The following is a 20,146-nucleotide window of genomic DNA, read 5'->3' as shown; positions in this document are numbered from 1 at the left end:
TATATTCATGAATAAAAAAATTAAAATTGCTTTTTTACTTGTTTTTGCAATCATTATTTTGTTTGGAATATATTATGTAAATGATTATTATCATTCTGAAAAGACCGCCACAGACTGTTTAAACAGTAGTGGCAATGTTTCAGTATTGAAAACATCAAATGGATTATTGTTTGATGGCCCAGGCAATGATTCTGCATTGATTTTTTATCCTGGAGCCAAAGTGGAATATACTTCATATGCACCATTGCTTAAAAATATATCAAACAAAGGTATTGACACATATGCAGTTGAAATGCCATTCAATTTAGCTATTTTAGGTCAGAACAGTGCAGATGAAATTATCAAAAACTCTTCTTATAATCATTACTTCATAGCAGGTCATTCATTGGGTGGATCAATGGCGGCATCATACGTTAACAGTACAAACAATACTGAAGGATTAATATTGTTTGCTGCATATCCCACAAATGAAATTGAAAAACCAGTATTGTCAATTTATGGATCCAATGATAATGTATTGAACATGGAAAAATACAATGATTCAAAGGATTTGATTAAAAATAATTTCACTGAATTTGTAATTGATGGTGGAAATCATGCTCAATTCGGATACTATGGTAACCAGTCAGGTGATGGTATAGCTCAAATTTCACCAGAATTACAGCAAAATCAGGCTGCAAATAAAATTATATCATTTATAAATGATGTGTTAGCATGAAATTCGAGATTAAAAAATTCAATGAACTGTCAATTTTGGAGTTATATGCAATTTTAAGATTGAGAGTAGAAATATTTGTTGTAGAACAGGATTGTCCATATCAGGATTTGGATAATAAGGACCAAAGTGCATATCATTTAATCGTTAAGGATAATAATGAAATAGTTGGTGTTTTAAGAATAATTCCAGAGGGTGTTTCATATAAAGAAATGGCTATTGGCAGATTGGTAGTTAAGGAATCTCATAGGGGTCAAGGCATTGCTTTAAAAATGATGAAAAAAGCCATAAATTTTATTGTAAATGATTTAAACAAGTCAAAAATTAGATTATCCGGTCAGGCTTATTTGATTGATTTTTATCAAAATTTGGGATTTAAACGAGTTTCTGAAGTTTATCTGGAAGATGGTATTGACCATTATGAATTTTTATATGAAAATAATTAGTTAAATTTAAATTACTTTATAAATATAAATGATGGTATTGATTTTAATAGTGATTTTATGGCATCAGTTCAATTAATGGGATTAAATTTTATGACAATATCTTTACTTGAGTTTGTTATTGATATATTTGTTTTTATATAGGTTATATCATTGTTGGTAAAGTATATTCAAGTATAAAGGACAGTAAGCATTTTGATTTGAAGAGTTATATTCCTGAAGATGAAGTTCATTCATTAAGACAAATATTCTACTTGATATTGCTTGCAGCATGTTTCATAAATGTTCTTTATTCAATTGTTTATTATAATAGCAATTTAATTTATTTCTCAGTTTTTGATTGTATATTATCATTATATTTCTGTTTAACTCTTGATAAATCAACATGGAAAAATAAAATACTTCTATTTTTAATAATTCCTTTCGGTTCTTTGTCCTATTTGATTTTTGGAGCTACATTGATAGATTTAGTCAATTTTATTCACTTGCCAATATTCATTTATTTGGCTAAATTAAGTTATGATAATTTCCAGGAGTATACAACTTCACATGGATTGGGAGTAACTATATTATTGTTATTTGCAATTATTGTTTTCAGTTTAATTATTACTTCAATATCTGAAGGAGTTAGCTTGTTGGATGCTCTTGTGATGGCTTCTAATGCTTTTACAAGTAATGGTTACACTGTTTTGGGAAATACTGCAATAGGTAAACTTGATAGTTTACTATTGGTTTGGAGTGGTTATGTGTTGTCTGGTGTGGGTACAGCTACATTGACTGCAGGTATCTTAATAAGGCATTTTAATCATAAATTTGATGAATTAAAAGAATATATTGATGAAAAAGACAATAAATAAGTTATAATAAAACTTTATTTATCACTTGTTTTAAAGATTATAAATATGTTTAGACAAATGAGAAGGGTAAAACAGCAACTTTCACAAGATGAATGTGTTGAAATATTAACCAATGAGCCTCGTGGAGTATTGGCATTGCTTGGGGATAATGATTATCCCTATGCAGTTCCAATGGATCATGTATATGTTGATGGTAAAATTTACTTTCATGGAGCTCAAAAAGGCCATAAGAAGGATGCAATAGAAAATTACCCTAAGGTTTCTTATTGTGTAATTGATGAAGGTGTTATGGAAGATGGAAACTGGTGGTACACATTTAAAAGTGTAATTGTTTTTGGTAAAATCAGGATCTTAACTGATATTGATGAGAAAAAGGAAAAACTGACTGATCTTGGGGATAAGTTCTTTCCAACTCATGATTATACAATTGAAGAAGTTAACAAATTCCTAAATAAAACTGAAGTTTTTGAACTTGAAATTGAGCATATGAGTGGTAAATTCGTACGTGAAAAATAGCTTTGAGTTTTTATGAATAAATCTAAACGAATTTTTTATTTTGATGTATTAAGGGCAATTGCAATAATTGGGATAGTATTTTGTCATGCAGCTATCTTCTTTTTAATAACTGGTGTTAACAGTTCGTATTTTCCAGTTACTGCTTTTTTTGATTGCTTAAGGGATTTTTCAATACCTATTTTTGTCATGCTTAGCGGAGCATTACTGTTGAATCGGGATGATTCTTTAATTAAATTTTTCAAAAAGAGATTGTCAAGATTATTAATTCCATTTCTATTTTGGGTTTTAGTTTATGTTGCATATGCATCAGTTTATATCTGGCATGGATTCAATATAAAAAGTTCAATTGATATATTATTGGGAACATCAGGAACTCTTGGAGTAACATTTTGGTTCATATGGATGATAATAATATGTTATTTGGGAATATTTGCAATAAATAAAGTGATTAAGTTTGGAAATGAAAGAAAAGAGAATTTTGACAGTATTTTCATTAAAATTTTAACAGGCTTATCTTTAATTTATATATTGATTTCTGAATTTGGTTTATTTAATCCATATTTTTCTAGATTGGTATATTTTGTATCTTTTATATCATATATTGTAATTGGATATTTCATTGCCAATAATGATTATGTTGGAAGAAAAATAGATTCAAAAATTATTATTGCAGTTACATTAGTTGTATCAATAATTTTATATTCCTATTATATATTTGGATTTGTAGTTCCTCAATCAACTTCAAGCAATCATTTTGTTTATAAAGGATATTTTAATCTATTGATTTTAGCTTTATCTGTAAATATATTCATATTTTTCAAGTATTTGTCTAAAACAAAATTTTTAACAAATATTGAAAGTAATAATGTAGGAAATGCAATAACTGTGTTTAGTAACTACAGTTTTGGATTATATTTATGCCATTATCTTATAATTTACCATTTAAAAATAAATTACACTAAATTCTTTTTAGACCAAAATTTCCTGATATCAATACCTCTTCTGGTTATAATTGTTATAGTGATATCTTTAGTGATATTGTGGATTTTAGATAAGATTCCATATCTAAATAGATTTTCCGGTAAAAGTTAAAATGAATTAACTACAAATTATATTTTATGATTGGTAATGATTGGGATTTGGCTTTAAAGGATGAATTTGAAAAGGACTATTTTTTAAAGATTATGGAATTTATTGAAGAGCAATATGAATCAAAAACAGTCTATCCTCCTTATGAAGACATATTTAATGCATTCAAGTTAACTCCTCTAAATAATGTTAAGGTAGTTATTTTAGGTCAGGATCCGTACCATGAGGAAGGCCAGGCTCATGGTCTTGCATTTTCAACACTTGGTGGCAGACCAATTCCAAGATCTCTAAAAAACATTTTCAAGGAAATCTATGATGAATATGATTATCCGATTCCTGATTCTGGCTGCTTGGAGAAATGGGCAAAACAGGGTGTATTTCTACTAAATACTGTGTTGACAGTTGAGAAAGGCAATGCAAATTCCCACAGCAAATGCGGATGGCAGACTTTCACTGATAATGTAATTAAAATATTAAATAACCAAAAACAATCAATTGTATTCTTGCTTTGGGGAAAACAGGCAGAAAAGAAAAAGGAATTGATTACAAACCCTAATCATTTGGTTTTGATTACATCCCATCCTTCACCGTTTTCAGCACGAAGGGGATTTTTAGGATCTAATCATTTTAGATTGGCAAACGAATTTTTAAAAGAAAATGGTGTTGGTGAAATAAATTGGCAACTCCAAAATGATCTTTTTGATTTTAAATAGTTAAATTACTATTTCATAATCTGTTTTTCTATTGTCTCTCATTCTGGAGTCCATATCCACCAAATCATAGACTAATGGATTGGAAATTAACATAGACCATATTTCATAAGTTGTTTTAATAAAATCATCGTTTAACTTTATGTGGTCATGGACAATTGGGCATTTGTATGGAAATTCGCTTTCATCAAATATCAAATGGAATTCTCCTTTTTTATTGATGTGCGGGATTAAAGGAAATGTTCTACATTGAATAGGTCTGATGCTTCGGTCGCATCTTGGTGGATTGATACATTTAACTAGATATATTTGTCCTTTCCAGGAATGAGGGTATTTTATTTCGGATGAATCAATATAATATAACTCATAGCTATCACTATCCTCATACATCAACTCTTCACCAGGTAATAGATATAATGCTAAATCTTCATTTCGATAGTCTTCTTCATCATAAACACAACATACTTCACCACATAACTTTCCGCAGTCAAAATCAACTGGAGATACTTTATCTAGTTTATCATATATTTTTTGTATTGTTTTTTTCATTTCCTCAGCTGTAATTTCCATATTAATTCAACTCTAAAAATAGTATATGTCTTTTATGATATTTGAAAATTAATGTTAAAAAAAAGTAAAGAATTGATAGAAAAATCTCCATCAATTTTATCTGTCTGTATTGAATTTATCACTTGATTTAATTCCAACAAGTGATGCGAATATTGATAAAACACAAGCTACTGTACAAATTCCACAGATGATTTGAGATGCTTGCACAATCATTGTTGCATATTGTGGAGCGAGTTCTAAACTACCCATCACCCAAGCGAATATAAGTGTTAATAAACCTAAACTCATTGTTTGACCAATTGTTCTCATGGTTGCCTGTGATGCAGATGCAGTTGGCGCATCTTTTGGTGGAACTGAACTCATAATTGCATTCATGTTTGGAGATGAGAAGAGTCCCATACCAATACCCTGCAATACCATAGCTAATACTACGATGTAAAGAGGTGTGTCTCCAGTTAGGAATGTCAATATTGCAAGTGCAACAGCAGCAATTCCAATTCCAATTGCAGCTAATTTCTGTGGATGTATCTTATCGGATAGTTTTCCAGCATTAGGTGCCATTATTGCCATGATAATTGGTGTGATAATTAATATCATGCCAGACATTTGTGCATCCCATCCTCTTACGTACTGGAAGTGGTAGTTTAGGATTGTGGTAACAACCATTATTGCAAGGTAACTGCATAATGCTGCAATGTTGGATGATGTGAATTTTTTGTTTCTAAACAGATTCATATTGAAAACTGGGGATTTTTGCCTTAACTCATATACTCCAAATATTGAAAGTAAAATAATTCCAGCAACGGTTAATAATTTACCAGTTGTTGTGATTAAAGTAGTGAATCCGTAAATGAATGATAAAATTCCAATGGCATATACAATAGATCCAACTTTATCGATTGTGTCATCTTGATATGTTGTCCACTCTTGAGGGATTTTTAAGATTAATAATATGATACATAATACTAAAAATGGAATCACAAAGTAAAACATTGATCTCCATCCTAGATTATGAACTAAAAATCCACAGATGACTGGTGAAAGTGAAGTTGCAAGATAAACTCCAGTTACTGTAAAACCTAAAGCTTTTCCTCTGTTTTGTGGTTTAACTGCATGAACTACCATTGCCATTGCAGATACATTTAGGAATGCAACACCTGCACCTTGGATAATTCTGAATACTAAAAATGATTCGGTTGAAAATGCAATACATGCACCTATGGAACCTAATAAAAATACTATTATTCCTGCAAGTAATGATTTCTTAACACCGAATTTTCCTGAAATTTGTCCTGCTGGAACAGTAAACACTGCTACAACAAGGAAAAATATTGTAGGTACCCAGTTTTGAATAACATTATTCATAGCAAAGTCCTGTGCTATTGCTGGAACACCTATTACCACACCATTTGATAAAAACACTGCAAAGAATGAAGTTATAAATGATATGAATATAACATATGTTTCGAATTCTATTTTCATTATTTCTCCTCTTTTAATTTATTAGTCGATAAGTTTCATGCCGTTGATGGCTATTTGTCTGATTTTTTCTTTTAATTCAATATCTTCCTCACTAATTCCAACCTGCTCTTCCCAGTCCAGGGAAATCTGTCGTATCTTTGGAACTAATGCGTCGGCTTTTTCTGTAGTTTTTAACATATATTTGCGTCTGTTTTCAGGATTCACTTCTCTAATGATATATCCATCTTCTTCCAGTTTTTTCAGTGCTTTTGCCATATTTGCTTTGCTTTCGCCGTAAATATTGACCAAATCGTCCTGTGAGCAGTTAGGATTGTCATAAATCATCATTATATATCTTATTTCACGGTTCAAGTTTAGTTCCTGGATTCGTGAATTTAAATATTTCAATTGATTTTTGGAGATGTTATGAATCCATCCAATCAGTGGAGCATTGTCAAAAACATCGGGATTATTATCCATTTTTTCACCTGATTTATCATATTTAAATAATATACTATAAATGTTTCTTTTGAAACAGTTATGAATGAAACATTATTACTAAAAAATATTTAAATGAATATTGCTAAATATATAAATAATTTATAATTGTTTTATGAGGTAGGACTATGAGTAAAATGGAAATAGAATTAACTGATGAACAAATGGAAAAAGTGAAACAACTGGAAGCACAAAACATTACTGTTGGTCAAGCTATTGACATGCTTTTTGAATTGAAAGAAAAAGCATTGCCTGAAATTGAAAAACTAGAAAAATCTGGTTTACTTGAAGTTGATGTTGACGCTAAAGCTGAAAACTTGGACGAAAACTATGGTGATTCCGAAAAAACCTATGAAATGGAAGTTCAAGATTTAAAACACAAAATCAAATGGAGTAAGGAATTCTTTAAATTCTAATTCCTTTTTCTTTTTTTAAACTTTAATAGTTATTATTTGAATTCTAAAAAGGTGAAAGCTTGAAGAGAAAAACAAAAATAATAATTATTCTTCTTTTTTTAATTTTTGGAGCTATTTTCGTTTCTGGAAGTGGACTTTTCATACCTGATGCTAATTATGCAACAATTGCAGATACAAACATAGGTACTGTAGAAGTTGGAATTTATGGAAATCCAAATGCTACTAACTGTATTGCATTAATAACTGGAATCCATCCAAGAGAAACACTTGCAATTGACCCTGAAATCAATGCTGCAAAACAGTTTGCAGGTGATAACGTCAAAATAATCCATTATAAGGTTACTGTTACACAGGATGCACAGGATTACAGTCAAGGAAGAGCAAATGGTGAAAGTCTGGTTCATGACTATGTAAATCCTAATGTAACAGCCAGTGATGCTGATGCAGTAGTAATAAGCCATTCTCATATTCCTGAATATGGTGAAGGATTCTATGTAGCAACTCCTGCAATGGATGATGCATCAGTTAGGATAGCACAAAATATAGAAGATTCAAGTGATTTTAATTATTATCCAGTAACGGGTGGTGAAACATACAAGTCAACATCTGCAGTTTTGGTATCAAAGCCGATAGCCAATGCAGGGTATCCGACATTTGTATATGAAGTACCTGAAGATGTATGGGAATTTATGATAACTATGAAAACAAAAGATCTCTTCGGCATGATTGCTGAAAATATTTAGATAATAACTTATAATATTTTAAATAAAATTTTAATTCAGAGGTTAATTTTATGGATTATGATGTCATTTATATTGGAAGTGGAAATGCAGCATGGCAAGGAGGCCGTTTCTTAAGAAAAGCAGGTCTTAAAATATTAATTATAGAAGAAAGCCTTTTCGGTGGAGCATGTGCAAACAGAGGTTGCAACTCAAAGGCACTGCTTGATGCACCATATGAAATCAAAGCATTAGCTGACAATTTTGAGGGTGTGGGAAAAGCAGGCAACTTTGAAGTCAGCTGGCCGGATTTAATGAAATACAAACAGAAACGTATTTCAGGAATGGCTGAATTTTTAGATGGCAAATTCAAGGAATATGACTTGGATGTTGCACATGGAAAAGGAGTGATTGTGGATGAACACACAGTAAAAGTGGGCGATGAAACCTTCACAACAGATAAAATTGTAATATGTACAGGTTTAAAACCAGTCATTCCAGACATTAAAGGTAAGGAATACTTGCATGACAGCACTGACTTTTTAGATATTGCAGAGCTTCCAAAGCATGCAATCATAATTGGTGCAGGATTTGTTGGTATGGAGTTTGCATCAATACTTGCAGAAGCAGGACTTGAAGCAGATGTTATAATTCGTGGAAACATGGCATTAAAGTACTTCCACCAGCCATATGTGCAAAATGTAATTGAAATCCTAAAGAAGAAAAATATTCGTTTCCATTTCAACCAGACAGTAAAAGAAGTCATTAAGGATGAAAGTGTCATAATCGATAATCCTGAAGCTAAAGTTGCAAATGTTGAAAATTCAATTAACTGTGATGAATTCCTAAGAGATCCAGAAGCAAAAATAGACAATAAAGCTTATGATAATGCATTTACAGTCAACCTTGAGAATGGTGAAAGCATAACTGGGGATTATGTAATTGCAGCTATGGGAAGGGAAGCAAATGTTGAAGATATTGGCCTTGAAAATGTAGGATTGACATACACAAGTAAAGGAATCAAGGTAAATGGACACCTGCAGACTGCTGTTCCAAACATATATGCATCAGGAGATGTTGCAGATACAGGAATAGCTAAACTCGTAACCGTTGCAATACATCACTCAAAATATCTCGCAAAAGAGCTATTGGGTGAAGCTGATGAAATCAAATATCCTGTAGTGCCTGCAGTTGCATATACAATACCAAGAATAGCAACAGTCGGTGTTCCAGCATACATTGCAGATAAAAGCGATGAATATGAGGTTCACACAATAAGATATGGTAATTCATATTCTATTGAACTTAAAAATGATAAAACAGCTGAAGTAAAAGTAATTGTTGATAAGGAATTGAATATTGTAGGTGCTGAAATATATGCAGCAGATGCAGAAAACGTAGCAAACATGTTTACATTCATTATCAATAAAAAAATAACTTTGGAAGAGCTTGATGAAATGATTTATGCATTCCCTTCAAGTAGTTCTGTATGCTTGTATAAGTTACACAAGATACATTACAAATTTTAATTAATTTTTTATATTTAAAGTAGTCTCAAAAGTTTTTTTGAGTTCTTCTTTATTATTTTTATATTCTGGATAGTTTGGACTTTCTACAATGAAAGCCGCCAACTCATAAATTACTTTATTTGATTTTTTACCGTACTCTGTTAAGTGGTATTCTGTAGATACTGGTGATGTGTTTATTATTCTTTTTTCGATTAGTCCTTTTTCTTCCATTTCTTTGAGGCGTTGGGATAAAACTTTATTGCTTAAGTTAGGTTTATCTTCCTGGAAGTCTTTGAACTGCTTTTTTCCAAAGAACATGTCTCTTATTAATTGAATGGTCCATTTTTTATTAAACAACTCGACTGCTTTATTTATTGGACATTCCATACCTGACTTAGAACTCATGATTAATTGTATAATATTGAAACATATAAATCTTTTTTAGTTACCAAACGGTTACTCAGTTATTTTTTAGTTACAAAATCTATTTATTAATGTCTATACATAATATAACTTGTCGAGTGAACTTAAATGGTTAAATATTTCTATTTAATTTCATTTACTTAAATTAAAAACTGTTAAGGAGAATATTATTATGAATGAAGTAATTAAATTTTTAAGCGAAAACCCTGTAGAATACTTAGCAACTTTAGGATTAGATGGTCAGGCAAAAGTAAGACCAATCATGTATTACTTTGAAGAAATGGAAAACCTTACTTTTGTACAAGCAACCAAAAGCCAATGTTTAAAGAATTGGAAGCAAACCTTAAATTTGAACTTACAGCAGCAAATCCTGAATTTGCATGGTTAAGAATTGCAGGTGAAGTGGAATTTACAGATGAGTGAAGTGTTTACTATTTCTGGTAAAGCTACTATTGCTGATTTTTCAGGAGAGCCAGCAAAACAATTTGAAATCTAAATCTTTTTTTTCTTTTTTTTTATTTTCATAAATTTTATATCGTATTTTAATTAACATAATATTGATTAGGTGATATTATGTCTCAGTTTTCTTATAGATTTGCCAAAAAGGAAGATTTGCCTTTAATTTTAGAATTCATTAAAGAATTGGCTGAATATGAAAAAATGCTTGATGAAGTTATTGCAACAGAAGAACTATTGAACGAATGGATCTTCGATAAAAAGGTTGCAGAAGTGATATTTGCACTTGAAGATGACAATGAAGTTGGTTTTGCATTGTTTTTCCATAATTTCTCAACATTTTTGGGTCGTGCAGGAATTTATCTTGAAGATTTGTTCGTAAAGCCGGAATATCGTGGAAAAGGTTATGGTAAGGGATTAATTAAAACATTGGCAGAAATTGCAGTTGAAAGAGGCTGTGGGAGATTGGAGTGGTGGTGTCTTAACTGGAACCAGCCAAGCATTGATTTTTACTTGTCTCTTGGTGCTGAACCGATGAAAGACTGGACAGTATTTAGAATAAGTGGAGATACATTAGGTGAATTGGGAAAAAATAAGTGAATAATTCAATGGAATTATTCTTTAATTTGGTATCTGTCAATGATTTCAATTATTTTTTCTGAAGGTGCCTGAACATCAACATATGTTATTAGATGTCAAATATATTGTTTTTTCTTAAGCAATCGTTTTCATATTTGCACAATTCAGAATTCCAAAATTCATTGATTTTATCATTTTTTTATTTTGTGCATCTTCAGCTATTTTAATACCTAATTCGAAAGCATTTTTTAAATCAACGGGGAATTGTTCATCCCTATGTTTTGCTTTTTCACTTTCCTTGAAAATATCATTTTTATATTTGCTGTAATCCTTAAACTGATATGTATTGTATGCTTTTAGGAATATGGTTTGGTGAACATGTTTCCAATAACTGTTTCTAATGAATCAAGAGTGAAATCGTAGTTTTCCTGACAGAATTCTTCAGTCACATTCATAGTATAAATCATTGCTGTTGGCATTCTTTTGTCTGAAAGAGGGCCTTCAGTTACACTATAAACCAATTTTGGGAATAAAAATCTTTCCATAAATGATCAAATTTCATTTTAAAATGCTCCTTTATAAATAAAATTAAATTTTGTAATTTATTTTATATATTACTAAATAGAATATATATGTATTCTTTATATTTTTTTAAAATATCATGGAGTGAATCAAAAAAATTTAAAAGAGGTATTAAAAATGGAATTAAGTGAAATTTTAGGGGATGCTTTGGCATACCCATTAAATAACGTTAAAGCACTTATTATTTATGTAATTCTTGGAGTAATCGCTGCAATTGTTCTTACTTTTACTGGTGTGGGTACTATTGCAAGTTTCGCTACAGACCACTGGTTAGTTGGTGGAGGAATTGCAGTTATAGGATTAATCATTGCTTTAATCATATTTTTAGTAATTGAAGGGTACTGTTTGGATATTGTAAAATTCGGAATTAACAGAGAAAACAGAGGTCCTGAAGTAGATGTTGTAAGACAAGCAATCAATGGTTTAAAATTATTTGTTGTAAATGTTGTCTACATGATCATTCCTTTTGTTGTTACATATATTTTAGGTAAATTATTAGGACTTGTAGGTTCAATCATTGGATTAATTGTTATTATTGTATTTGCATTCACTTTATTCATGGCACAATGCAGATTAGCTAAAAATGAAAATTTATCCGATGCTTTAAACATTCCTGAAGCTATTGCTGATATCAGTAGAGTAGGAATATTAAAAATCCTAGCTCTTATTGTATTATTAGCTATTGTATGTATTATTGCAGGAGTTATTTTTGCTGCAATTGCTAGCTTAGGTGATGCTGGATCTACTATTTCATTAATTTTAAGTGGGATATTTGAAATCTACTTCTTATTTGTTGCTTACAGAGCATCTGGTTTATTATATTCTAATGCTTAGAATTAATAAACTCTTTTTTTATTTTTTTTATTTTTTATAATACTATTTGTCACCCTTGATAAGTGATAAAATGTTTTTATAATAACAAACAAATATTAATTATTGTAAGAGTTGTCTTAAATGAAAACTCTTAAAAAATATGCATTATTCATTGGAATATCATATTTTTATTCTCAAAAGAGATTGTCTTAAGTTTTATACTTAAAGATTATTATGTCAACCTCAAAAAAAATACCTTTTAAATTAATAAAATTTAAGATAATTCTCTAAAACTTAGGAAAGATTGTATTATATTATAATTTTTCAAAAATCAGCCATTTTCGATTATAATATTTAATTGAAAAATTTCATAAATAAAATTCATTTGTATATGTACGAAAGGTTTATATACTATCGAACAAATATTAATAATCAAGATGATTATCTTAAAGTATTATCACTTTACATGTCAACCTTTTTCCGAACTTAATGTTTTTCTTTAAGATATTCTATCTCCAAAATGAAAGGTTGTTTTCTCTTTTATTCTGCCTGATAAACCATATTTTTTATTAAATAAAAAACAATCTTTCAACATTAATTATTTTTTTTACAGATATTCTAAAAGAATAAATATTATAATTTACTATTTTTAAATAATGAAAGTTGTTGCTAGTACTAGGAATGATAATCTAAAAAGATTAAATGAGATATATAAAGTTCTTAAAAAGAATGATTTTGGTTATTTAATTGAGGAAAATACTTTTTTTAGGAAATTTCCTTTTTTAAGAAACTATAAACTTGAAAAAGAAGATGATTTTCCGGATGAATCAGTTCCACTAAGAATTAGAAAAGTACTAGAAGAATTAGGTCCTGCATACATTAAACTAGGTCAAATGTTAAGTACAAGACCTGATTGGGTAGGTCTTGAGATTGCTGAAGAGCTTGAACAGTTGAGAGACAACACTCCTGTCACTCCATTTGATGAAATGAAGGAAGTTATTGAAGATGAGTTGGGCCAGCCTATTGAAAATATATATTCTGATATTAATCAAAATCCAATAGGTTCAGCATCCATTGGACAAGTTTATAAGGCTAGATTGAAAAGCACTGGTGAAGAAGTTGCAATTAAAGTTCAAAAGCCAAAATCCCGTGAAATTATTGAATCAGATATCAAAATAATGAAATTTCTAGCAAAAAGAATAGACAGATATATTGTAACAACCAAATCATTAAATCTGCCAGCTATTATAAGTGAATTTGAAAGATCAATTCTTAAGGAAATCAATTATCTAGAAGAATTAATGAATATGCAGAATATTTTAAAGAACTTCCGTAATGTTGATTATATTAAGATTCCAAAGGCATACGCTGATTACTGCAGTGAAAAACTAATCACTATGGAACTTATAAGGGGTGTAATGGTTAATGATTTGATTGAAGGTAATTATCCTCATATCAATAAAAGAAAAATTGCTGATTATGGCCTTAAATCTTATTTTAAACAGATTTTAATTGATGGGTATTTCCATGCAGACCCGCATCCTGGAAATCTTATAGTGACACAGGACAATAAGTTATGTTACATTGATATGGGTATGATTGGTATATTGAGCGAGGACTTCAAGGAAAATATAGCTGAACTTATTTTGCTTTTAATAAGTGGAAACACTGACAATATAATTAAACAATTGATTTATATGGATATTATTTCACCGTCACAGAATACTCCTGAATTGCGTGCAGATATCAATGATTTATTGAATCTTTATTATGGTGCTGAGTTAAAGAATATGGATGGTGCAATGGAAGATTTGCTAAATGCAATGATTAAGAATCACATTGTTCTTCCAAATGAATTTGTAATGATTGGACGTGGAATAGCTTTGATTGAAGATACTGGTAAAAAGCTTGATCCTAATTTCAACGCTGCAACTGAACTAAAGAAATTATCCAGAAAAATTGTAATCAATAAATATAAACCTGAAAGATTGGCAAAAGTCAGTTTGAATTACCTTTTGCAGTTGGAACATCTGGCAAAGGATTTACCTGATACAATAAACAGTACTATATCAAAATTGGAAGAAGGTAATATTGAAGTAAAATTGAAGCATGAAGGAATTGGTCAATTGATTAATCAGTTATCCATTTCATTAATCTTGTCATCATTGATTATTGGTTCTTCCCTTGCTCTTATTACAGATGTTGGTCCTACATTATTCGGCCTACCTATACTTGGATTGGTAGGTTTTGTTTTTAGCGCAGTTTTGGGCGGATATTTAGTTTTAATGAATGTAATGTACAAATGATATGAGTATAATAAATAATGAATACATTTATACCATTGTTTGTCCAAATATTATAATGTTATTTTTACATTTTATTTTTGATATTAAATTGATTTTTAGTCAATTTGATGCTTTTAAAGAAAAATAATTTATTTTTTTTTATTTATAATTCTATTAAAGTGGGGCGTTATTATATGGCAAATATGGGAGAATCTGATAATAAATGGAAAATTCTCACTGCATTATCTCTTGGAGTGTTAATGGCAGGTATAAACACTAGTATTGCAAACGTTTCACTACCAAATATTCAAATTTACTTTCAAAGCAATCTAAGTGTAACTGGTCTTGTTTCCACTGCGTATTTCATATCATTTATAGGATTCGCACTTTTTGCAAGCAAATTGGGTGACAGATACGGTCATGATAAAATATTTATCATCGGAGTCATTAGCTTTGTTGTAACTTCAATTTTATGTTCAATTGCTCCTTCAATTGAATTGCTGATATTCTGCAGATTTTTACAAGGAATTGCTGGATCAATTCTCCTTTCAGGGCCTATGGTAATTTTGGAAAAAGCATTTTCAGTAATTCATTTAGGAAAGGCTTATGGAATTTATTCAGTTTTTGCAGCTGTAGGTCTTACTATTGGTCCTGCAATAGGAGGTATATTGCAGGGAATGTTTAATTGGAGAGCTATCTTTTTAATTAATGTTCCAATTGGTATTTTGACATTTTTCTTAAGTGTTTACAGTTTGGATAAGATAGAAACAATGGATGTCAGATGGGATATTAAAGGATTGATTGGAATTTTCTTATCAATTGCATTAATAATTGCAACAATGACATTTATTGAAGATAAAGATTATATTTACTTTTTTGTATCATTAATCCTATCATTAATTTCAATAGTTGCTACAATTAAAATAGAACAAAATGCTGAAGATCCTCTTTTAAATCTTAGTCTATTTAAAAATAAAACATTTGCTACAAGTTCCATCAATCTTCACCTGGCATATGTAGCTGAATACCTATTTATTTATGGATTACCTTACTTTTTGGAAAAAGTAGTTCATGATGGATCCAGTATGGTAGGTTTGATTTTAAGTGCTGCACCAATATTAATGATTTTTATTGCACCATTAAGTGGAGAAATAACTGATCGTAAGGGATATGTATTACCAACAATCGCAGGATGTATAATCTGCATAATATCAAGTATATTGATTATTGGAACAAATACTGAGAGCCATGGATTGGCAATATTCATAATATTTGCTATTTATGGAATTGGATGTGGACTATTGCAGTCACCAATCAATAAGGCAATTATGATTTCAGTTCCTGAAAAATATAGTGGAACAGCATCAGGTGTTATTCAGGCATCAAGGAATCTAGGAATAAGTTTTGCTGTATGTTATGGAAGTTTAATATATGCTCTTAGTGTATCTGCCCAAAATATGCAGAAAAATGTATTGTTTGGATCTGCAGCACAGCAGCTAACCTCAGGTTTACACTATATTGCAATATTTTCAATAATATTAAGTGTAATTGTAATTATTCTTACTGTTGTAGGTAAGAATGAAAAAAAAGAAAAAAATAGTGTTTAAATTCTTTAAACACTATAATCCGAAGAATAAGTAGATAATGAATATGATGGTCATTATCCATACTAATTTGTTTAAATTTTTTGCTTTTCCTATAGCAATGTTTGTAATAGCGAAGGTTAAGAAACCGAATGCAATACCTAATGAAATGGAGTAAGTTAAAAGCATCATAATGATGGTCATGAAAACAGTAGCTACGACTGTTAAGTCTTCCCATTCAATATCTTTTAATTGTGTCATCATTAAGATACCTACAATTACCAATGCTGCAGCAGTTACAGATGATGTAAATAATGCTAACACGGTTGGAGCAAAGAATATGGAAATTAAGAATAAAACACCAGTAACAACAGCTGTTAATCCAGTTCTACCACCAAGACCAATTCCTGTTGCACTTTCTACATATGCAGTTACGGTACTTGTACCTAAAATGGAACCAATTATTCCACCTATTGCATCAGCCATGAAAGCTTTTTCAATTCCTTGTGTTTTTCCTTCTTCGTCCATGAAACCACATTGACGTGCTAAAGGAATTAAAGTTCCAGTAGTATCAAAGAATGTAACAAAGAGCAATGAGAATAAGATTAAAATCAAGTTTGGAATGTTGCTGAATAATTGTGTAAATCCAGAAGCAAATCCTCCAATCAATGAAGTATCAATGCTGGTTGAGATAAATTGAGCAGGAAGTGCAGGCATAGTCATGTCTCCTACACCAAATCCAACTGCAGTGAAAATAACTCCTAAAATTGCAGTTACGATTAAACCGATGAATACTGCAATAGGTACTTTTTTAACATATAATACTAAAGTCAATACAATACCAATTAATGCTAAAAGTGCAGGAGCGCTGAATAAAGATCCAAGTGCAACAAAAGTTGATGGATCAGCAACAATAATTCCAGCACCTTTTAATCCAATAAATGCCAAGAAGAAACCAATACCAGCACCAATAGCTAGTTTTAAGTTTTGTGGGATTGAATTAAGAATTGCTTCCCTAAGACCTGAAACTGTTATCAAGAAGAAAAGAATACTTGAAATAAATATAGCAGCAAGTCCAGTTTGCCATGTGTTACCCATACCTAAGATAATAGTATAAGTAAATAATGCGTTTAAACCCATACCTGGAGCTAATCCGATTGGATACTTGGAGAAAAGTCCCATTACAATACATGCAATACCTGATGCAAATGCAGTTGCAAAGAATACTCCTGTAGCAGGCATTCCACCTTCAGCTAGCATTCCAGGGTTTACACCTAAAATATATGACATTGCAAGAAATGTTGTAATACCTGCAATGATCTCAGTTTTAACATCTGTTTTATTTTCAGATAATTTAAAAAATTCGTTTAACATAAAACACCTCTAATAAACGAAAACTTCAATATAACACACAATATTTTAAGATAAAATCATATCTAATAAAGTCTTCATTTTTTATATTTTTTTATAAATACTATTAAAGTTTTGCTACAGTTGATTAAACTAATTATTAGATAAAAACTATTGAAATAAAGATAAATTAATTTAAATAATGTTTAAAATAATAAATTTAAATAAAAATTTTTAACATCCATTTATTTTTGATTATTAATTTTAAAACATCTAAGTATTACTGTAAAATATCTAATATTACTATTAAATTTTTGAAAACTTTTAAAATGTACAAAAATATATTAAAATATGATGATATTCGATGATTGAAATTTTTACTAGAAAATTTGTTCATGATTTTTATGATAGAAATAAAAAATCGTATGGTTTTCCACAGGATTTTTTCTTGCAATATCAATTGGAACATTTATTGTATTGAGTATAGTTATGGGTGGTGGTGAGTCAAATTCTCAAATACCAATTATTTTTGATGATTCATTATCTGCAGTTGATTATTTTATCCACAATTTTTCAGTTGACCTAATGACTATTATAAGTGGTTTGATTCTATCAATATTTGCAATTTTGTCTATTGGATACAATGCATTTCTTTTGGGGGTTTCATTTTCACTTGATCCTATTTTTTGTATTGTCTCAATATTGCCTCATGGAATATTTGAATTCGTATCATTAATACTCTCATTAAGTGGAGCATTGATTTTAACAAAATTGGAAATAAAACTGGTTAAAGCTGCTATCAGTAAAGATAAAACAGTTGGGGAAGAATGGAATGAATCTAAGATATATATTAAAGATATTTTATTGTTGATTCTTGTATCTATGGTTCTTTTAATTGTCGCTGCAATTATTGAGTCAAACATTACTCCTGCTATTGTTCACATGTTTTATTAGATGGTTTATAAAATTATAATTTTTAATTTAAATAATATTCAATATTTTTTAAAATTTTATATAATATTGCATACATATTTTCTAATGGTAATAATGTGTGATTATTTGTTTATTACTTTTTTTCAATTAAATGAAATGAGGTGAAAAATTTGAAAGTTAATCATGTTTTTAAGTTGTTAATCGTTCTTTTATTTCTGATGATATCAATATCTGCAGTTTCAGCTAATGGGGATATTAATGATACAATTGCTGTAGAAAATGTCTAATTTGAGGACAGTATTGTTGAATCTCAAACTTCAAATCCAGTAATTGAATCTTCTAATGATGATGTTTTAACTGATGATAATGTTGGTACTTTATTTGAATTAAAAGAGTTAATTGATTCAGATACTTCAGGTTATCTCACTTTGAATAAAGATTATGCATATAATCCAGATACTGATAGTGACTTAATAAATGGAATTGTCATCAATAAACCAATATCCATTAATGGAAATAATCATTATGTTGATGGAAAAAATGTATCTTCTTCATTTTATATTACAAATTATAATGTAAATCTGTGGAATGTAAATTTATTAAATAATCCTGGATTGTATACAGCAGGGTCAAATTCATATATTGAAATTAATGGAACTAATTATAAACGATTCTGTCTTAATCACTATAGGAATGCTGTTACTGGTAAATCATTCCTTGTCAAATATGAGTGTTGTACTTAATAATAATGACCATTCTAATGTTGCTGAATATATTAAGATAATAATTTACTATGATATTCTTAATAATGATGTGACAGTATGGGATTTTACTGATAAAGATTATTTACATAGTTCTAAAAGTGGTGTTCAAAAGGTTATTTCATTATATGATAGTGGAGTACGTGTTCCTGACACTGAATTTAAGAAAATAAATGACACTACATTTGCAGTCTATGATTTTGTAGTTGTTTATTCACCAGATACTCGTGTACAAAACTTATTTGGTTACAATGTTGAGTATTATACAATTATTTATAATATGTCTTTAAGTAAGACATGTATGGATCCTAATGTTTCAGTTGGGGATACTGTAAGATTTGTATTGAATATTACAAATACTGGTAACTGGAATATAACAAATCCTTACATTAAAGAAAAGAGTTTTGATGGTTTAATTTATATAGGTTATACTGATGATACTGGATTGTGGTCTTATCAAGACAATTATTCCTGGAATTATAATGGTAATTTGACTGAAGGGCAAACAGCTGGTTTAACTGTAATGTTTAAAGTTACTAAGGCAGGTAATTTCATTAATATTGCTGTTGCAGGGTATAATGAAACTACTGAGATTAAATATAATGTTTTAGAAAATGAAACTTATAAAGTCACTGCTAACGATACAAATGAAACTGTTAATGTAACAGATAATGAAACATATGAATTTGAAGAACTTGAGGATATTGATGAGACTGAAAATGTTACTGAGAATACCAATGAAGATATTGCAAATTCAGTAAGCAAATCATCTTATTCTGCAGGAGCTCATGGTACTGGTAATCCATTATTAATTTTATTAATTGGATTGGTTTCATGTATTTTTGTACCATTAAAACGTAAAAAATAGTTGTTTTAAGT

The 20,146-nt window shown here is 29.7% G+C and carries 23 protein-coding genes and 1 pseudogene; 18 read left to right on the top strand and 6 right to left on the bottom strand.

Annotated features, from left to right (window positions below):
- The first annotated feature begins 7 nt into the window (after positions 1 to 7).
- The 6 genes from MR875_08270 (at position 8) to MR875_08245 (ending at position 4,333) form a co-directional block, all read left to right on the top strand.
- The gene (locus tag MR875_08270) at positions 8 to 718 is read left to right on the top strand and encodes an alpha/beta hydrolase (protein MCI6994829.1); all 711 of its coding nucleotides are present in this window, start codon (positions 8 to 10) and stop codon (positions 716 to 718) included.
- Entirely contained in the window at positions 715 to 1,161 is a 447-nt protein-coding gene (locus MR875_08265; GenBank protein ID MCI6994828.1) for a GNAT family N-acetyltransferase, read from the top strand. The genes MR875_08270 and MR875_08265 overlap by 4 nt, the downstream gene beginning before the upstream one ends.
- A gap of 197 nt (positions 1,162 to 1,358) precedes the next feature.
- The gene (locus MR875_08260) at positions 1,359 to 2,015 is read left to right on the top strand and encodes a hypothetical protein (protein MCI6994827.1); all 657 of its coding nucleotides are present in this window, start codon (positions 1,359 to 1,361) and stop codon (positions 2,013 to 2,015) included.
- 45 nt (positions 2,016 to 2,060) lie between these two features.
- On the top strand, positions 2,061 to 2,531 hold the full coding sequence (locus MR875_08255) for a pyridoxamine 5'-phosphate oxidase family protein (protein ID MCI6994826.1): 471 nt from the start codon (positions 2,061 to 2,063) through the stop codon (positions 2,529 to 2,531).
- Between the two features lie 12 nt (positions 2,532 to 2,543).
- Positions 2,544 to 3,623 carry an acyltransferase gene (locus MR875_08250; protein ID MCI6994825.1) on the top strand — a complete coding sequence of 360 codons (1,080 nt, stop codon included), beginning with the start codon at positions 2,544 to 2,546 and terminating at the stop codon, positions 3,621 to 3,623.
- Between the two features lie 26 nt (positions 3,624 to 3,649).
- Positions 3,650 to 4,333 carry a uracil-DNA glycosylase gene (locus MR875_08245; GenBank protein MCI6994824.1) on the top strand — a complete coding sequence of 228 codons (684 nt, stop codon included), beginning with the start codon at positions 3,650 to 3,652 and terminating at the stop codon, positions 4,331 to 4,333.
- Here MR875_08245 and MR875_08240 read toward each other — a convergent pair whose 3' ends face one another.
- The 3 genes from MR875_08240 to MR875_08230 form a co-directional block, all read right to left on the bottom strand.
- A complete protein-coding gene (locus MR875_08240) occupies positions 4,334 to 4,900 on the bottom strand; it encodes a hypothetical protein (protein ID MCI6994823.1) in 567 nt (188 codons plus the stop codon). It lies immediately after the preceding gene.
- Between the two features lie 96 nt (positions 4,901 to 4,996).
- A complete protein-coding gene (locus tag MR875_08235) occupies positions 4,997 to 6,382 on the bottom strand; it encodes an MFS transporter (GenBank protein MCI6994822.1) in 1,386 nt (461 codons plus the stop codon).
- A gap of 21 nt (positions 6,383 to 6,403) precedes the next feature.
- Positions 6,404 to 6,841: a MarR family transcriptional regulator gene (locus MR875_08230; protein ID MCI6994821.1), complete on the bottom strand. Its 438-nt coding sequence runs from the start codon at positions 6,839 to 6,841 to the stop codon at positions 6,404 to 6,406.
- Between the two features lie 146 nt (positions 6,842 to 6,987).
- Between MR875_08230 and MR875_08225 the strand changes: the two genes are divergently transcribed.
- Genes MR875_08225 through MR875_08215 form a run of 3 tightly spaced genes read left to right on the top strand, consistent with a single transcriptional unit; the run spans position 6,988 to position 9,523 of the window.
- On the top strand, positions 6,988 to 7,275 hold the full coding sequence (locus MR875_08225; protein MCI6994820.1) for a hypothetical protein: 288 nt from the start codon (positions 6,988 to 6,990) through the stop codon (positions 7,273 to 7,275).
- 59 nt (positions 7,276 to 7,334) lie between these two features.
- The gene (locus MR875_08220) at positions 7,335 to 8,018 is read left to right on the top strand and encodes a hypothetical protein (GenBank protein ID MCI6994819.1); all 684 of its coding nucleotides are present in this window, start codon (positions 7,335 to 7,337) and stop codon (positions 8,016 to 8,018) included.
- Positions 8,019 to 8,068: 50 nt separating this feature from the next.
- Entirely contained in the window at positions 8,069 to 9,523 is a 1,455-nt protein-coding gene (locus MR875_08215) for an NAD(P)/FAD-dependent oxidoreductase (protein ID MCI6994818.1), read from the top strand.
- On the opposite strand, the gene MR875_08210 is transcribed toward MR875_08215, so the two are convergent.
- Entirely contained in the window at positions 9,524 to 9,907 is a 384-nt protein-coding gene (locus MR875_08210) for a helix-turn-helix transcriptional regulator (GenBank protein ID MCI6994817.1), read from the bottom strand.
- Positions 9,908 to 10,097: 190 nt separating this feature from the next.
- Here MR875_08210 and MR875_08205 point away from each other — a divergent pair.
- From MR875_08205 to MR875_08195, 3 genes and pseudogenes are all read left to right on the top strand, one after another.
- A pseudogene (locus MR875_08205) lies at positions 10,098 to 10,202 on the top strand (pyridoxamine 5'-phosphate oxidase).
- Positions 10,203 to 10,243: 41 nt separating this feature from the next.
- Positions 10,244 to 10,348, top strand: coding sequence for a hypothetical protein (locus MR875_08200; GenBank protein ID MCI6994816.1), 105 nt, complete (start codon positions 10,244 to 10,246; stop codon positions 10,346 to 10,348).
- 150 nt (positions 10,349 to 10,498) lie between these two features.
- Entirely contained in the window at positions 10,499 to 10,981 is a 483-nt protein-coding gene (locus tag MR875_08195; protein MCI6994815.1) for a GNAT family N-acetyltransferase, read from the top strand.
- A gap of 335 nt (positions 10,982 to 11,316) precedes the next feature.
- Here the strand turns inward: MR875_08195 and MR875_08190 are convergent, their stop codons facing one another.
- Positions 11,317 to 11,505, bottom strand: coding sequence for a hypothetical protein (locus MR875_08190; protein ID MCI6994814.1), 189 nt, complete (start codon positions 11,503 to 11,505; stop codon positions 11,317 to 11,319).
- 154 nt (positions 11,506 to 11,659) lie between these two features.
- Here MR875_08190 and MR875_08185 point away from each other — a divergent pair, with 154 nt between their 5' ends.
- The 3 genes from MR875_08185 (at position 11,660) to MR875_08175 (ending at position 16,247) form a co-directional block, all read left to right on the top strand.
- Entirely contained in the window at positions 11,660 to 12,376 is a 717-nt protein-coding gene (locus tag MR875_08185; protein MCI6994813.1) for a DUF4013 domain-containing protein, read from the top strand.
- 635 nt (positions 12,377 to 13,011) lie between these two features.
- Positions 13,012 to 14,661 (top strand): AarF/UbiB family protein, encoded by a 1,650-nt coding sequence (locus MR875_08180; GenBank protein MCI6994812.1) that lies wholly within the window; start codon positions 13,012 to 13,014, stop codon positions 14,659 to 14,661.
- A 173-nt stretch (positions 14,662 to 14,834) separates the two neighbouring features.
- Positions 14,835 to 16,247 carry an MFS transporter gene (locus MR875_08175; GenBank protein MCI6994811.1) on the top strand — a complete coding sequence of 471 codons (1,413 nt, stop codon included), beginning with the start codon at positions 14,835 to 14,837 and terminating at the stop codon, positions 16,245 to 16,247.
- Between the two features lie 12 nt (positions 16,248 to 16,259).
- Here MR875_08175 and MR875_08170 read toward each other — a convergent pair whose 3' ends face one another.
- Positions 16,260 to 17,597, bottom strand: coding sequence for an NCS2 family permease (locus MR875_08170; GenBank protein ID MCI6994810.1), 1,338 nt, complete (start codon positions 17,595 to 17,597; stop codon positions 16,260 to 16,262).
- A gap of 453 nt (positions 17,598 to 18,050) precedes the next feature.
- Here MR875_08170 and MR875_08165 point away from each other — a divergent pair, with 453 nt between their 5' ends.
- From MR875_08165 to MR875_08155, 3 genes are all read left to right on the top strand, one after another.
- Positions 18,051 to 18,527: a stage II sporulation protein M gene (locus tag MR875_08165; protein ID MCI6994809.1), complete on the top strand. Its 477-nt coding sequence runs from the start codon at positions 18,051 to 18,053 to the stop codon at positions 18,525 to 18,527.
- 407 nt (positions 18,528 to 18,934) lie between these two features.
- Positions 18,935 to 19,249, top strand: coding sequence for a hypothetical protein (locus MR875_08160; GenBank protein MCI6994808.1), 315 nt, complete (start codon positions 18,935 to 18,937; stop codon positions 19,247 to 19,249).
- Entirely contained in the window at positions 19,233 to 20,135 is a 903-nt protein-coding gene (locus MR875_08155) for a DUF11 domain-containing protein (protein MCI6994807.1), read from the top strand. The genes MR875_08160 and MR875_08155 overlap by 17 nt, the downstream gene beginning before the upstream one ends.
- The last annotated feature ends 11 nt before the right edge of the window (positions 20,136 to 20,146 follow it).

This window comes from Methanobrevibacter sp., from assembly GCA_022775905.1.
Taxonomy (GTDB): Archaea; Methanobacteriota; Methanobacteria; order Methanobacteriales; family Methanobacteriaceae; genus Methanocatella.
Note: the sequence above shows the minus strand (reverse complement) of the source record. Positions and strands in the feature narration are given on the sequence as shown.